This is a genomic window from Hymenobacter terricola (assembly GCF_017921975.2).
Classification (GTDB): domain Bacteria; phylum Bacteroidota; class Bacteroidia; order Cytophagales; family Hymenobacteraceae; genus Hymenobacter; species Hymenobacter terricola.
Genome location: NZ_JAGEMO020000001.1, coordinates 519916 through 535336, shown reverse-complemented (window position 1 = coordinate 535336; position 15421 = coordinate 519916). Strand labels below are relative to the sequence as shown.

The window sequence follows — 15421 nt, the reverse complement described above, 5'->3', positions numbered from 1 at the left end:
GCGTGTATCTCCGCGCTAGGGCGGCTGGTGGAGTGCAACCCCGAAAGAGCAATACGGTACTCGGGCTGAAATATATCCTGCTCGGGCTGAAATAATTTATAGTAACTGTGGCTGAAAAGGAACCCGGGGTTGAATATATCCTACTCGGGCTGAAATAATTTATGCTCTGCATGAAATAATCTTATCCTGGCCCCGCAGATATCCTACTTGGGGCGGCAGCAGGCGGGGCGGCAGGCGAAAGGAATGGGCCGGCGGCGTACCTTCCCGGCTCACTTCATTTTCCCATCCAACTTTACCTATATGACGGCCGAAGAAATCAATTTCCAGGGCATGGCCCTGAACACGCTGGGGCTGCTAACCACCTGGCGGGCGGAATGGGAGGCGCTGTACAAGAAGCTGCTGCCCGACTACACGGCGCTGCAAACGGCGCTGGGCCAGGTGGACGAGAAGGCGCAGCTGCGCGGCGGCCTGGGCAGCGCGGGCTACACGCAGGCCAAGGACCTGGCGGAGGTGAAGGCGCTGGACGCGGCCATGACCGTGCTGAACGGCATAAAGGCGCTGTATATGGACGGGGAGCACCCCGGCCTGGCCACGCTGGCGCGGCACACCCGCTCCAGCCTCGACGAGATGCGGGGCCTGCCCCAGGTGGCCGCGCTGGAAGAGCTGCACAAGCAGGCCCTGCCCCTGGCGGCGGCCCTGGCCGAGGAGCTGGTGACGGCCGACGACCTGCTGGCCCTGCACGACGCGACGGCGGCATTCAAGCCCCTGCTGGGGACGCCGCGCCAGCAAACGGTGGCCGGCTCGCTGCTGCGCGAAGACGCGGTGCTGCACCTGGGCGATGCCCGCAAGGCCCTGCACCGCCTGGATGTGCGGGTGCCGAACCTGGGCGGCCAGCTGCCGGATTTGGTGAAGGAATATTTCCGCCTGCGGGAGATTGTGGACGCCGGGCACGGGCACGGGGCCGCGCTGCCGGGCCTGCCGCCAAAGGCGTAGCGGGCGGCGGTCAGGCCGGTTGTTGGGAGCACGTTCCGGTAAACAACGACGACCGGTCGGACCGCCTAGGGCGGTCGGACCGGGACAACGCGGAGAAGGCCCGGCCACGGTGGTGGACGGGCCTTCTTTTTGGCGGCGAGGGGTGATGGGCCGGCGGCTACCGGACCACCAGCTTTTTGGTGAAGGTGGCCCCGGCGGGCAGGCACACTTGCACGGCGTAGAGGCCCGGCGGCAAGCCGGGGAGCCCGAGCCGCGCCGCGCCGGTGCCATCGGCGGCGATGGGCACCGGCAGCGCGGGCCCCACGGCCTGGCCCAGGGCGTCGCGCAGCTGCACCGTGACGGCCGCGTGGGGCGGCAGGCCAGCCAGGGCCAGCGTGGCCTGCCCGCCGGGGGCGGGGTTGGGGAACACAGTGGCCTGGGCGGCCAGGGCGCGGGCCTGCTGGGCGGCCGTGGGCGTGCCGAAGGGGTAGAGCGTGAGCGTGGCCGAGCAGCCCAGGTTGTTGGTGACGGTGAGCGTAACGGCGGCCCCGACACCGGGCAGGGCGGCGAAGCGGTGCGGAGGCGGGGCGGGCCCGTCGTAGAAGGTGCCGTCGGGGAAGTGCCAGCGCCAGCGCACGAGCTGGGCGAAGCGCGGGCCGGGGGCGGAGAAGTCGACCAGGCGCAGCGTGTCGCGGCCGGGGCTCAGGGCGAAGCCGGCCAGGGCCGTGGGCGGGCGGGCGCAGTAGGCCGGGGCGTAGGGCGCGCCCAGCCCGGCGAAGCGGGTGAGCAGGCCGGCCGGGTCCTGGCTGGTGACCCCGCCCACGGTGTGGGGGATGAGGCGCTGCTCACCTATTGCCAATGTGCCATTAGCTTGCAGGGCCGTTTGCTGTTGGAGCCCATAGACTGAGGTGGCAAAGTATGTTTCCCATATCGCCGCCCCCGTATTATTGGGTGCATATGAAGCTAAATAACTGGTATTTGGGTCGCTGAGAGACGCTCGGGTGCGCCCCCCAGTCACTAGGTACTGCCCGTTAGTAAGTACCTGCACATGGTTCAGACTAGCGCTGGGGTATTGCGTATTCAGGCCGCTCAGACGCTGCTCCCATTGCATCACGCCCAGGCTGTCGAATTTTGCCAGGAAGCCCCGCGGGTTGGGGCAGCAGTTGAAGACGGGTAGGTAGTTGTCGGGATATACCCTCCCTACCACCACATACCCTCCGTCGGCTGTGGCCTGCACGTCGGCAGGGTAATACTGTTCGGAGATAGTGCCGAAAAACTCATTAGCCAAGCGGACGGTGTCGCCATTGGCTTTAAGCCGCTGCGCCCAGCCGCTGCCCACCACAATGGGCGTGCTGGCGTAGGGGGGCTGGAAGCCCCGCCCCTTCTGGCCCACCAGCACGTAGGAGCCGTCGAGCAGCACGGTCGCCGCAGTCAGGGAGGTGCCGGCCACGTTGGGCGTAGGGCCGGGGTAGCGCCGCTGCCAGACCACGTGCTGGGCCGAGTCGAAGCGCACGACCTGGGCCTCGCCTATCTCAGCCGTAAACTGGCCTGGCACAAACGGACGCAGGTTGACGGCGTGGGCCCATAGAGCTGCTCCGCCTGGCAGGGGAAGCAGCGCCGTGGGGGTGCTTGCGGCCCCATAACCGGACAGGTAGTGCACCCGGCTGCGCCGGGTCCCCAGCGAATCCGTACGCACGTAGAACAACGTGGGATTGGACGTACCGGGCACGTACACCGAGTCGGCGGCCCCGGTCAGCAGCAGGTCGCCCCCTGGCACGGGCAGCACGTTGGTGTACCCGCCCAACATGGGGTAGGGGCGGGTCAGTACCGTGTCGCCGGCGTTGTTGAACAGCCAGAACCCGGCCTGGCCGTCATAGGGAAGCGTGCTGGTGAAATGCACCGTACTGCCCACCACCGCCAGCCGGCTCGGCCGCACCTGGCGCATCCGGATGGGGTTCGCGCTGGTCGAAAACGCGTCCCCGAAGGTGCGTTGCCACACCAAGGCAGGCTGGGCCATGGCGGGGGCACCGAGGGCTACCCCCAGCACCACCAATAAAAAAAGTCGCATAGACAGAAAATAAAAGCGTCCTATTCTACTACCAACCGGCGGGTGGCGACGGGCAGCCCGTCGACGACCAATGTATAGAAATACGTCCCGGCCGGGTAGCCGGCCAGCTTCATCTCACAATGCGAGGCCGCCACTCCCACGGGCAAGGAGGTCATTAGTCGCCCGTCCAGCCCACGGCGCACGAGCAAGGACGCGGTTTGCGCCCCTTTGGGAACGTGGTACGCAATGCTGGCCGTGCCCTGCGTCGGGTTGGGGGCGTTTTGCTCCAGCTGCGGGGCATCGGCCGTTGCGGGCGAGCCGGTTGTTGGGACGGCTGTACGTTGCAGGCCGTTGAGGCTGATGCCCACGCACGCCGTGCCGTTCACATAGTTTGGGGCAGGACCAATGCCCGATAGTTGCACCCGTGGCGCGTTGGTGAGGGGCAAAAGTTGTTGACTGTAGTTGTTATAGCTGTAGTAAGTCAAGGAGGTACTGCTATTGGCATTGTAGAGCGCATAAAAACCCGCGGTCCCAGTCCCCATGTCATCAAATAGGTTCTTGAGGATAAGGTCACCCCCAGGAGCCGGATTAGCCAGGGTGACCTTGGAATAGCTCTCGTTGTAGATGCCGTAGCTCACGCCGCTGCGGGTGGCCGCGTTCACGCCGCGCACGAAGCTGTTGCAGCTCAGGTAGGCCGTGCCCGTGGGCGTGGCCGGGTTGCTGGCCGGCTCCACCGGCACCAGGTCGTAGCCTTTTTCGCAGGCCGTGAACCCGTTGCCCCGCACTTCGGTGTTGGTGTCGCCGTCGCGCAGGCGGTGGGCAATGCCGATGGCCAGGCCCTGGAAGGTGTTGTCGAAGGCCTGGGTCAGCTTGTGGCTGGCGATGCCGACCTGCCGGGGGCGGTAGTCGGTGTAGTGAAACGTATTGTAGAGAGCAGTGCTGGGCTGCTCAAAGACGGTGTTGGTCACGACGGTGGGCATGAATAGTGGGGCCAGGCCCACGGTTTCGTTGGTGTTTAGCGTGAAGCTGCTGCCCACCGTGAGGGCCACCTGTGAGGTGGGGGGCAGGGCCGTGCCCGCCGGAAAGGTAAAATGGCTGTTCTGCACGGTGAGGCGGGCATTGGGGTCGGGGTGATAATCGTCGTTGAAGACGATGCCCGCCAGGTACAGCTCCCCAAATTGGCAGCTGTCGACCTTCAGCACCGGCAGGCCGTCCTTCAGCAGCGCGATGCCCAGCATGGCGTGCTGCAAGGAATTGGCCGCGAAGGTGAGCAGCCCCGCGTCACCGCGCAGGCTCACGTGCTGCTGGCTGAACCAGTAGTCGGAGCCGGTGGCTTTATAGGGCGCTTTCAGCAGGGCCGGGTCCGAGTCGAACCGGCAGTTCTTGACGAAATCAGTGTTGTGGGCCGGCACCGTCACGAAGTTCATCGCCAGGCTCTGGTAGTTGTGCATAAAATCCATTTAGCTGAGCTGGAGCCGGCTGCTGTTAAGCAGCTTGTCTTCCTGCACCAGCCCGCCCAGGCTGTGCATCAGGCGGGGGCGCAGGGCTTGCACGGGGCCGGCCACGATGCCGTGGCCGTTGTTGAGCTCGTGCACGCGGCCCCACATCTCGTCGCAGGCGGCCGTGATGGTGACCCCGTTCAGCACCAGCCGGGCGTCGGTGAGGACGAGGTCGGCCCCCGCGTCCATCAGCAGCACGCTGCCCGTGGGCGGCTGAAACATATTGTTGTCGAGCGTGACGGTACCCGCCGCCAGGTGGAAGTACGTACCGGGCGGGTAATCCCGGAACGGGTCGCCGGTGTTGGGCAGGCTGGGGTTGTAGCCGTAGTAGTTACTCGTCAGCTCCACAATGTTTTTGGCAGTGGTTTGCTGGCAGCAATGAGCCTCTACCGTGACAGTGACGCTTTTCTGAAACGCCGGCCCGCTCGGGGGCGTCACGGTAACCGTGTAGGTGGTGGCCTGGCTGGCCAATAAGCTGGCCTGGCAGGGGTCGACCGGGGGCCCGCTCCGAGAGAGAAGCTGCGCGTGCGCCGGACCGAAGGATAGCACCCCAATGAAGAGCAGGGTAAAAAAGTGTTCCATAAGCCCGGATAAGAAGGGTTTGGGAAGTGAGAAAAACGGGAATGTGACAACCGGTAAAGGCAGCCGCACCAATGGGCACGGGCAAACGGGCCGGTTTGGAATGGCCGGCACACGGGAAAGCAGCTGGCGAAAAACGTGACGGAAGAAATGCGGGGAAATGCATTCGCTCGGCGGGACACCGGCCCGGCGGGTGGCGGGAGCGGCAGTGGGGGCTTGGGAGGAAGCCCCGGTGGGGTGGTGGAAAGGAGGAGCTTAAATGTACGGGCTGCCAGTGCCGGTTACCAACTATCGGCTATATAAATAAATTGCTGCCTGTTAGCGTCTTTTTCAGGTTGGTTACCTGTAGCGCGGATGCTGCAGTCCGCGCTACTGCGCCGCCAGGGTGGTCCAACTGGCGCGCGCGGGGCGTTAGCCCTGGTCGTTTTCACGTCGCGCAAGGGCTAAAGCCCCTGAAAACAGAACCAACCATCCCAATCCCGGCGCTAAAGCGCCGGGCAAAATCAAGTAGCCCTTTTGGTGCGCAAGCCCTGCACTGATGAGGGTGGCAGCGGTGGTGCGGGCCCGACCAGAAAACCAACAAGCTGGCCCAGAGCGGCATCAGCCAGGCCACGCTGGATTTGGCAATGGTGAAAATTCGCTCGGCGTTTTACGACCAGGTGAGCGGGGCGACCAATTTTGGGCGGGCCGATTTGCTGGCCGCGTTCGCGCTGTTCGACAACGACCCGGCGCGCATCAACCGGCTCGAAAGCGAGTTCCGCAAGGTGACGCCGGAGCTGATGCAGAAAACCATCCGCGAGTACCTGCGGCCGACCAACCGCACCACCATCATTACTGTCAACCCGCTGGCCAGGAGCTAGCCTTCCCTCCTATCGCCAGGAACAAGCTAGTTATCGGGCTGCTCAGCGCCGCCCTGGTTGCCACGGCCACGAGAGCATCAATAAGTGTGGGGCAGTCGCGGTCACCAAGCTTTTGACCATTGTCGACCGAAGTCGTGCCGATAACTGCTTAACCCAACTGCCCCACACTTATTGATGCTCTCCAATACGCATCAAGCCGACGGGTCCGATTTTGTCGCAGCGCGGTAAGGCTGCGGCAAAATCGGACCCGTCGGCTTATTGGCCGGGCGCCTTTGGCGCTACTTTTGCCTCGGCAGCCAGCATCTAACCCGGCCTCCTGCCTCTTCTGCTTTTTATGAAAACCTTCACCCGCACCCTCCTCCTCGCGGCCCTCACTACCGCTACCGGATTCTTCGCCGCCTGTTCGCAAGACGCGCCCGCCCCGGACCTCTCGCCCGCCTTCGAAATGACCAGCCGCTTTGAGTTCGCCGTCCCGGTTACCACGGGCGGCACTTCGCCCGGCAGCCGGGTCCTCGACTTCACCCCTGCCGCTATAAAAGGGCAGGCCTTGCTTACGGCCCCGCTACTGTCGCTGGATTTTGCGTGCTCAGGGAATACTGTCCACTTTGAGGTCGACCGCAACCAACTGCCAGCCAAGTGGCTGGGCACGTATGCAATGCGCTGCCAGGCCCGGCCCACCGCCCCGGTTGGGCTGTCCTTCGTGCACAATTGGGCTGGCGACGTGGTTGCTTTCCGTTTCAGCGACACTGTTCCGCAGTTGGCTGGCAACCTCGTTATTACGGCTTATGATTCCAAGCGGCAGCTTGTGAGCGGCCGTTACGAAGTGACCGCCCCCGACCAGCTGGCCCCGTCGCAAATCGCCAGGCCCGGCATTCCCCGGTGCGACGTCATTCTCACCGGCCGGTTCACCAACCTAAACGTGGCAGTGCAGTAAATACCCTTGGTCAGCCAACAGAAAAGCCCGTTTCGATTGCTCGAAACGGGCTTTTCTATTCAAAACAACAAGCTGATTACACGGCCAGCGAGGGCTCGGGCAGGTGCTGAGCGGGCATCTCCACTTCCACGCCCAGGCCCTTGGCCACGGCCATGCCCAGGCGGATATCGGCGCGGAACCAGTGGCACAGCTGGCGCTGGGTGATGAGGTCCTTCTTGGGGCCTTCGATGCCGGACATGGCACCCACGATGTTGTGGATGAGGTCGCGCTGGGCCTCGGGCTTCATCAGGCGGAACAGGTTGCCGGGCTGAGTGTAGTGGTCGTCATTGCCGGGGCCTTCGTTGCGGTCGTAGCGGTCGGCAAAGCCGTCGAGGGCCTCGTGGGGCTCCCCTTGGGTTTTGTCCTCCACGGGACCGTCGAACGAGTTGGGGAAGTAGTTCGGGCCGGGGCCGCCGTTGTCGCCGAGGGCCATGCGGCCGTCGCGCTGGTAGTTGGAGAAGCCGAAGGGGCAGGCGTTCACGGGCAGGTGCTCGTAGTTGGCCCCGAGGCGGTAGCGCTGGGCATCGGGGTAGCTCAGGATACGGCCCTGCAGCATTTTATCGGGCGAGTAGCCGACGCCGTCCACGACGTGGGCCGGGGCGAAAGCGGCCTGCTCGACGTGGGCGTGGTAGTTTTCGGGCACCGCGTTCAGCTCCATCGTGCCTACTTCCTGGAGCGGGAATTCGCCCTGGGGCCACACTTTGGTCAGGTCGAAGGGGTTCCAGCGGAAGTCGCGGGCTTGCTCCTCGGTCATGGTCTGGATGAACATCGTCCACTTCGGAAAGTCGCCCTTGTCGATGGCATCCACCAGGTCGTGCTGGGCAAAGTCGGCATCCTGCGCCTTCATGTGCTTGGCGTCCTCGTCGGTGAAGTTTTTCACGCCCTGCTGGGTGCGGAAGTGGAATTTCACCCATGTCCGCTCGTTGGCGGCGTTAATCAGCGAGAAAGTGTGCGAGCCGTAGCCGTGCATGTGGCGGTAGCCGTAGGGCGTGCCCCGGTCGCTCATCAGGATGGTGACCTGGTGCAGGCTTTCGGGGTTCAGGCTCCAGTAGTCCCACATCATGGTCGGGGACTTGCGGTTGCTGCGCGCCTCCCGCTTCTGGGTGTGGATGAAGTCCATGAACTTAATCGGGTCCTTGATGAAGAACACCGGCGTGTTGTTGCCCACCAGGTCCCAGTTGCCGTCCTCGGTGTAGAATTTCAGGGCGAAGCCGCGGGGGTCGCGCTCGGTATCGGCCGAGCCTTTTTCGCCGCCCACCGTGCTGAAACGGGCAAACATCCTGCACTCGTTGCCCACCTTGGCAAACAGCTTGGCGCGGGTGAGGTGCGTGATGTCGTGCGTGACGGTGAAGGTGCCGTAGGCGCCGCTGCCCTTGGCGTGCACCACGCGCTCGGGGATGCGCTCGCGGTTGAAATGGGCCGACTTCTCGTGAAAGAAGTAGTCTTGCAGCAAAAGCGGGCCACGCTCGCCGGCCGATTGCGTGTTCTGATTGTCAAAAATCGGGCGCCCCGAAGCGGTGGTCAGCTTCTTCGGTTGGGTTGATTCTTCCATGATACGGGTTGAGATTGGGGGATGGAACAAGCCCGGAAAACCGGGCTTAGAACAAAGGTCCCACTTACCGATTCATAATCAAAATTGATTTAGTTGATAATTTTATAAGCACAGGTTATATTTGAGTTATGAACCTGCAACAGCTCACTTACCTCGTGGCCCTGGACACGCACCGCCAGTTCGGCCTCGCCGCCGAGAAAAGCTGCGTGAGCCAGCCCGCCCTCAGCGTGCAGGTGCAGAAGCTGGAAGAAGAGTTGGGCGTGCTGCTCTTCGACCGCAGCCAGCGCGGCGCCGAGCCCACGGCCGTGGGCGTGAAAGTCATTGCCCAGGCCCGGCGCGTGCTGCGCGAAGCCCAGCAATTGCGCGAATTGGTGCAGGTAGAAAAAGGCGAAGTGGTGGGCGACCTACGCCTGGGCGTCATTCCCACGCTGGCGCCGTACTTGGTGCCGCGCTTTTTGGTGGGCCTCACCACGGCCTACCCCAACCTACGCGTGCACATTGAGGAGCTGCGCTCGGAGGAAATCATGCAGCAGCTCAAAGACCACCGGCTGGACGTGGGCCTGCTGGTAACGCCCCTCGACGACCGGCAGCTGCACGAGGTGCCCTTGCTGGATGAGCCCTTCCTGCTGCTGGCCTCCGAAAGCCATCCCCTGGCGGCCCAGCCCACCGTGCGCCCCGCCGACCTGCAACAGCCCGGCCTGTGGCTGATGCAGCAGGGCCATTGCTTTCGCAACCAGGTAATTAATTTATGTGGGGCAGCCTCCCCCACCGGCGCCATCACTTACGAAAGCGGCTCGATTGAAACGCTAAAAGAATTGGTGCGGCGGCAAAACGGCTATACCCTTGTGCCCGAATTAGCCGTATTGGAGGAAGTGGAAACCAATCCGCTGCTAAAGCGGTTCGTGGCCCCGGAACCGGTGCGTGAGGTGAGTCTGGTCGTGCATCACGGCTTCGTGCGCACCACGCTGCTGGGTGCCCTGCGCGACTTGATTCTGGCCAGCGTGCCCGCCCGGCTGCACGCCGGCAAAGCCGGCGAAAAGGTGCGCTGGCGCTAATTCCGGCCGCTGCCACCCACCACCTAAACCGCTCGGGCCCGCAAGGCCCGGCACCTACTGCCTACCCACCTCAAGTTGAATAATCGACCCGTACCATTCGTTGGGTGGTGGTTTTCCCTGGTATTGCCCACTACCTGCTACTCGCCAAGAATCGAACCCCAGCATCTCCTTTCCATTCCACGCCCAACCATGCCCGCCGCTGCCATGCGACTGTTGCTGCTCGTGTGGCTGCTGAGTGGCGGGGCAAATGCCGGTGCCCAGAACCCGGCCACCGATAGCCTGCGGCACGCGCTGGCCCGCACGCCGGCCGACTCCAGTCGGGTGTTGCTGTTGCTCGAGCTGGCGCGCACCTACCGCGCCTCCAAGCCCGATTCGACGATGTACCTGGCCCAGCGCGCCTGGCAGCTGGCCCGCCGGGTCGAATTTGACAAAGGCCGGGGCCGCGCTCAGAGCATGGTGGGCATGGTGCTGCGCGAGCGGGGCGAGCTCCCCAAAGCATTCGCCAACCAGCTGATTGCCCGCCAGGTAACCCGCCAGAGCCACGATTTAGAGGGGGAAGCTTACTGCCTGAACGCATTAGGAAATATCAGCCTCGACCTGCGCCAGTACCCGCAGGCCATCACCTACTACCGGCAATCGGAAGCCATTTATAAGCACCTCGGCCTGCCGCACTGGGTAGCGGGCTCGCTGACCAACATTGGCAGCTGCTATGAGAAGATGAACGTGCTCGACTCGGCCCTGGCACTGCAGTGCCGGGCCGAAATCGTTATCGCGCAACACCCGCGGCCCCGGGTGGCGGCGGCACTGGCGCTGCGCAACATGGGCATGGTGCAGGCCCGGCTGGGCCATTACCCCACGGCCTTTGCCTACTACCGGCGGGCGCTGCAGGAAACGCGCACCAGCAACGACCTGCGCAACCGGGCCATGGCGCAGTTCCACCTGGCCATGCTGTTCAACACCTTGCACCAGCCCGATTCCAGCCTGCGGTATGCGCGCCAGGCGCTGCGCACGGCCCAGGCAGTGTCGTACCGCCTGACGGTGATGGAAGCCGGCGGCCTGTTGGCGCGCCTGCACCGGGCGCGCCACAACGTGGACAGTGCTTTCCGCTACCAGGCCTTAGCGGTGGCGGCGCAGGACAGCCTGTTTGGACCCGAGAAATTCCGGCAATTGCAGCTGCTGGCCTTCACGGAGCAGCAGCGGCTGTCGCAGCAGCGCGAGGAACACAAGCTGCAAGCCGCTCATTACCAACAATTGGCCTTGCTGGTGGCCCTGGGCTTTATCCTGATTATTGCCTTGCTGCTTTGGCGCCTCACGCGCCAGCAGCGCCGGGCCAATCGGACCCTGAACCAGCGCAACGCCCAAATTGAAACCCAGCGCAACGAGCTCAACACAACGCTCACGGAGCTGCGCGCGGCCCAGGCCCAGCTGGTGGCCGCCGAAAAGTGGGCGTTTGTGGGGGAGCTGTCGGCGGGCATTGCCCACGAGCTGCAAAACCCGCTGGCGTTCATGCAGAATTTTGCCGAAGTGAGCGTGGCGCTGCTCAACCAGGACGGCGCGGGCACCCCCCAGCCCGCCAACCTGGAGCAAAAGATTATGGCCGGCCTGAAGCAGAACCTGCGGGAAATAAGCCACCACGGCCAGCGCGCTTCGTCCATTATCAGCGACATGCTGGCCCACGCCCGCACCGGCACCGGCCAGCACCAGCCCACCGACCTCAACGCCTTGGTTGAGGAAAGCCTGCGCCTTGCCAACCGCGCCGCGCCAGCCCAGAACGGCGCCCTGGCCGTGGCGCTGCGCACCGATTTTGCCCCCGACCTGGGCCTTGTCACGGCAATGCCCAGCGAGCTGGGCCGGGTATTTCTGAACCTGTTTACCAACGCCTTATATGCGATAAAGCGCCGCCAGCAGAACGACAAGAGCAGCTACCAGCCCGTGATGAGCGTGCGCACCCGACGCGTGGGCGAGACGGTGGAAATCCGGGTGCGCGACAACGGCACGGGCATGTCCGAAGCCGTGGCCGCGCAGGTGTTCCAGCCCTTCTTCACCACCAAGCCCGCCAACGAAGGCACCGGCCTGGGCCTGTCGCTCGCGCACGACATCATTACCAAAGGCCACCGCGGCACCCTGACCGTCGAGACGCGGGAGGGCGAGTTCACGGAGTTCACGGTAATCATCCCCGCATAACTTTGCCGCTGGCAGCTCGCCTTTACTTCCCGCATGAAATTACGCCTACTTCTCTTCGGCCTGAGCACGGCCGCGCTGCTCACCAACTGCGCTCGCCGGCCCACCAAGCTAAAGATATACGACGTGGTTATCAACCACGTAACCGTGGTGGACGTGGAAAGCGGGCAGCTTCGGCCCAACCAGGTAGTGACCGTGTCGCGGGGCAAGATTGTGGAAATTGAGCCCGCCGACCAGGACAGCTACGCCGCCAAGCAGTACGTGAACGGCAACGGCCGCTACCTCATCCCCGGCCTGTGGGACATGCATGTGCATTTCCGGGGCGGCGACAGCCTCATCGCGGCCAACAAAAAAAGCCTGACGCTTTTCCTGGCGCACGGCATCACCACGGTGCGCGACGCCGGGGGCGACCTCACCCCCAGCGTGTTCCGCTGGCGGCAGGAGATGGACGCGGGCCTGTACGCCGGCCCGCGCATCTTCACCTCCGGCCCCAAGATTGACGGCCCCGGCGCCTACTGGCCCGGCTCGCTGGAAGTAGAAACGCCCGCCCAAATCAGCAAGGCGCTGGACTCGCTGCAGCGGCTGCGGGTGGACTACGTGAAGATTTACGACAGCAGGATTTCGGGCGCGGCCTACCTCGAAACCATCCGGCAGGCCCAGCGGCGCGGCCTGAAAACCACCGGCCACATGCCCTATTCCGTGACGCTGGGCGAGGCCGTGAAGCGTGGCCTCGATGCCACTGAGCACCTGTACTACGTGTTCAAGGCCTGCTCCGGCAAGGAAGACAGCCTCACTGCCCTGGTGCGCAACAGCCTGGGCACCAGCAAGCCGCTGGGCCTGTTTGCCGTGCTGCCGGCCGTGTACGACACCTACAGCCCGGCAGCGGCGGCCCGCATCTTTAAGCTGATGGCCAAGCACCACACGGCCGCCGTGCCCACGCTCTACATCCAGAAAACGCTGGCTGAGCTGCCCGAAAACGACCACGCCCAGGACACCCTGCGCGCCTACATCGACCCCAAAATTCAGGCAACCTACGCCCGGCGGCTGGCCAGCGCCCGCCAGCTGTCGCCCGCTGCCAGTGCCTTCGGCCAGAAACTGAATACCAAATTCATGAGCCTGGTGCCGCAGATGCAGGCCGCCGGCGTGATGCTGCTGGCCGGCTCCGACAGCGGGCCGTTCAACTCCTTCATCTACCCCGGCGCCTCGTTGCAGGAAGAGCTGATTATGTTGGTGCAAGCCGGCCTCACTCCGCTGCAGGCGCTCCAGGCCGCCACCATTAGCGGCGCCAAATTTATGGGTGTGGCCAGCCGCACCGGCACCATCGCCCCAGGCAAATACGCTGACCTTGTGCTGCTTACGGGCAATCCACTGGAGGACATTGCCAATATTAAGAAGATTGACGCCGTGATTTCGAGGGGCAAAGCCTACCCGGCCGCCTCGCTGGCCAATCTGATGCGGGCCGTTCGGAACCGGTGATTCCGGCTTCTTGCGCTCCCTAAAAACCACCACCGGAGCAGCGGCATAACCGCCTCCTGCCTTTACATGTACGGCCTTGGGCCCCGTCGTTCCTGAGCAGCGTCAGGCACGGCGGGGCTTTTCTATGCCCGGCAAGCCTCACACGGCGGAGGGGTTGAATCGCAATATTAAAAAATATTATTTGCGAAACATACAAACATTTGTTTAATATTTAATGTCTAAAGATTAAACAATTCCCATCCCAAAAACCCTAGAAACCCATGACCACATTACTCACCAACATCGTCGACATTCGGGTTGATGACCCCATTGCCTTCACCTTCTTCACCGGGTACATGGCCATGCTGGCCGCCTCGGTGTTCTTTTTCGCCGAGCGGGGCGTAGTGGAAGGCAAATGGAAACTCTCCCTGCTGGTATCGGCCCTGATTACGGGCATCGCGGCCGTGCACTATTACTACATGCGCGACTACTACCTGGCCACGCACCACACGCCCACCGCCCTGCGCTACATCGACTGGACGCTGACCGTGCCGCTGATGTGCGTGGAGTTCTACTTGCTCACCAAAGCGGCCGGCGCTAAAATCGGCTTGCTCTGGAAACTGATTGCCGCGGCGGTGCTGATGCTCGTGGCCGGCTACATCGGCGAAGCCTTCGCCGACGGCTCAACCAGCCATTCCGTGCTGTGGGGCACCATTTCCACAGTGGGCTACGTCTACATTCTGTACACCGCCTGGGCGGGTGAGGTGGCACAGCTGGCCCGCGCCTCGGGCGATGCGGCGGTTATCAAGGGCATTCGGGCGCTGGGTTGGTTCGTGCTGGTGGGCTGGGCCATTTACCCCATCGGCTACATGTGCATGAAAGGCGGCTGGCTGAACACCGGCCTGGGCTGGCAGGCCTCGAGCGTCGACTTGTTCTACAACATTGCCGATGCCATCAATAAAATTGGCTTCGGTCTGGTCGTGTACGGCATTGCCGTATCGGGCAAGAGTGCCGCCGCAGTGCACGAAACCATGCCCACGGCCGACCGGACGGCGGTACCCGCGTAAGTCCCGGGCCCGGCCGCGGCCGGGCCCACGAGTCCATTCTACTTATTCCCGCTCTCCATTGGCACTTGGCGGGGCGGGAATACGCGTTTTGGCGGTACCGGACCGGCCGGGTTGCTGCTTTGGTTATGCGCCTGGGAATGCTCCCACCACTGCTATGCTACCGCTTACTTCTTTTGTTGCCGATACCTGGCGCGCTGCGGCGGAGCCCCGGCACTACGCCTACGCGGCAGTGCTGGGCGCGGTGGCCATCGGCTGGCTGGCCCCCGGCACCGTGGCCTGGCTGCTGGGGCCGGCGCTGCTGGGCGGCATGGTGCTGCTGGGCGTAGCCCACGGCGCTTGCGACCAGTTTGTGGTGCCGGCCACGCACCCCGCGCTGGCACGGGGCAAGGGCCGGTACTGGGCGGGGTTTCTGGCCGGCTACCTGGGGCTGGCGGCGGCCGTGGCCGGGCTGTGGTGGTGGCAGCCCACGGCGGCCGTTGCGTTGTTTTTTGGGCTCACGGCCTGGCACTGGGGCTCAGCCGATGCGCCCGCCCAAACGCTGCACCGCAGCCAATGGCTGGCGCATAGCCTGTTGCGCGGGGGGTTGCTGTTTGCGGTGCCGCTGTGGCACTGGCCCACCAAAACCCAGGGCATCGTGAGTGGCCTGCTGGCCCTGACCGGGGGCGCGCCCATGCGCGCGGCCACCGTGACGCAGGCGGCCAGCCTGCTGCTGCCGATAGTTGCCGGAGGCCTGATATTACTCTGGCTCAGCTACCTGTGGCAGCAGCAGGCCGCCCTGGCCCGCACCGATGCCCTGGAAACGCTGCTGCTTATGGCCTTGCTGCTGGTGCTGCCGCCAGTGCTCTCGGCGGGGGTGTATTTCGTGTTCTGGCACAGCCTGCGGCACGTATTGCGGATGAACCAACTGATGGACCGCCGGGCTACTGCCCCGCGCGGACTCGGGCACGAGCTGCGCTTTTTCCTGCGGCGCTCGGCCCCGCTGTTGCTCATCAGCGTGGGTGGGCTGGCGGTGTTGTTCGGCCTGGCCTGGGCGCGGGCAGCGAGTGGCCCGGTCCTGGTGAGTCTGGCGTTGCTGGCCGCCTCGGTTGTGACCCTGCCGCACGCCCTGCTCGTTACCCTGGGCATGGACGCCGCCCGTTGGCGACGGAAGAGTGAGCAGTGAGCAGTGAGCAGTGAGCAAA

12 protein-coding genes are annotated in these 15421 nt (G+C 64.1%); 8 read left to right on the top strand and 4 right to left on the bottom strand.

Going from position 1 to position 15421, the window contains the following annotated elements; all coding sequences use genetic code 11:
* The first annotated feature begins 300 nt into the window (after positions 1-300).
* Positions 301-993: a hypothetical protein gene (locus J4G38_RS02070; RefSeq protein WP_210514771.1), complete on the top strand. Its 693-nt coding sequence runs from the start codon at positions 301-303 to the stop codon at positions 991-993.
* 157 nt (positions 994-1150) lie between these two features.
* Here the strand turns inward: J4G38_RS02070 and J4G38_RS02065 are convergent, their stop codons facing one another.
* The 3 genes from J4G38_RS02065 to J4G38_RS02055 are packed head-to-tail and all read right to left on the bottom strand — an operon-like array spanning position 1151 to position 5100.
* Positions 1151-3040 carry a hypothetical protein gene (locus J4G38_RS02065; RefSeq protein ID WP_210514768.1) on the bottom strand — a complete coding sequence of 630 codons (1890 nt, stop codon included), beginning with the start codon at positions 3038-3040 and terminating at the stop codon, positions 1151-1153.
* Between the two features lie 20 nt (positions 3041-3060).
* Positions 3061-4479 (bottom strand): hypothetical protein, encoded by a 1419-nt coding sequence (locus J4G38_RS02060; RefSeq protein ID WP_210514765.1) that lies wholly within the window; start codon positions 4477-4479, stop codon positions 3061-3063.
* The gene (locus tag J4G38_RS02055) at positions 4480-5100 is read right to left on the bottom strand and encodes a hypothetical protein (RefSeq protein ID WP_210514761.1); all 621 of its coding nucleotides are present in this window, start codon (positions 5098-5100) and stop codon (positions 4480-4482) included. It abuts the gene before it with no gap.
* 623 nt (positions 5101-5723) lie between these two features.
* Here J4G38_RS02055 and J4G38_RS02050 point away from each other — a divergent pair.
* Positions 5724-5957 carry a hypothetical protein gene (locus tag J4G38_RS02050; protein ID WP_210514758.1) on the top strand — a complete coding sequence of 78 codons (234 nt, stop codon included), beginning with the start codon at positions 5724-5726 and terminating at the stop codon, positions 5955-5957.
* A gap of 334 nt (positions 5958-6291) precedes the next feature.
* Positions 6292-6891, top strand: coding sequence for a hypothetical protein (locus J4G38_RS02045; protein WP_210514756.1), 600 nt, complete (start codon positions 6292-6294; stop codon positions 6889-6891).
* Positions 6892-6967: 76 nt separating this feature from the next.
* Here J4G38_RS02045 and J4G38_RS02040 read toward each other — a convergent pair whose 3' ends face one another.
* Positions 6968-8482: a catalase gene (locus J4G38_RS02040; RefSeq protein ID WP_210514753.1), complete on the bottom strand. Its 1515-nt coding sequence runs from the start codon at positions 8480-8482 to the stop codon at positions 6968-6970.
* Between the two features lie 128 nt (positions 8483-8610).
* Between J4G38_RS02040 and J4G38_RS02035 the strand changes: the two genes are divergently transcribed.
* The 5 genes from J4G38_RS02035 to J4G38_RS02015 all read left to right on the top strand — a co-directional run bounded on the left by J4G38_RS02035 (position 8611) and on the right by J4G38_RS02015 (position 15402).
* The gene (locus J4G38_RS02035) at positions 8611-9537 is read left to right on the top strand and encodes a hydrogen peroxide-inducible genes activator (protein ID WP_210514750.1); all 927 of its coding nucleotides are present in this window, start codon (positions 8611-8613) and stop codon (positions 9535-9537) included.
* Between the two features lie 189 nt (positions 9538-9726).
* Positions 9727-11721 carry an ATP-binding protein gene (locus J4G38_RS02030; RefSeq protein WP_210514748.1) on the top strand — a complete coding sequence of 665 codons (1995 nt, stop codon included), beginning with the start codon at positions 9727-9729 and terminating at the stop codon, positions 11719-11721.
* A 33-nt stretch (positions 11722-11754) separates the two neighbouring features.
* Positions 11755-13194: an amidohydrolase family protein gene (locus tag J4G38_RS02025; protein WP_210514745.1), complete on the top strand. Its 1440-nt coding sequence runs from the start codon at positions 11755-11757 to the stop codon at positions 13192-13194.
* Between the two features lie 260 nt (positions 13195-13454).
* Positions 13455-14240 carry a bacteriorhodopsin gene (locus J4G38_RS02020; RefSeq protein ID WP_210514742.1) on the top strand — a complete coding sequence of 262 codons (786 nt, stop codon included), beginning with the start codon at positions 13455-13457 and terminating at the stop codon, positions 14238-14240.
* Positions 14241-14394: 154 nt separating this feature from the next.
* The gene (locus J4G38_RS02015; RefSeq protein WP_210514740.1) at positions 14395-15402 is read left to right on the top strand and encodes a Brp/Blh family beta-carotene 15,15'-dioxygenase; all 1008 of its coding nucleotides are present in this window, start codon (positions 14395-14397) and stop codon (positions 15400-15402) included.
* Positions 15403-15421 lie beyond the last annotated feature (19 nt).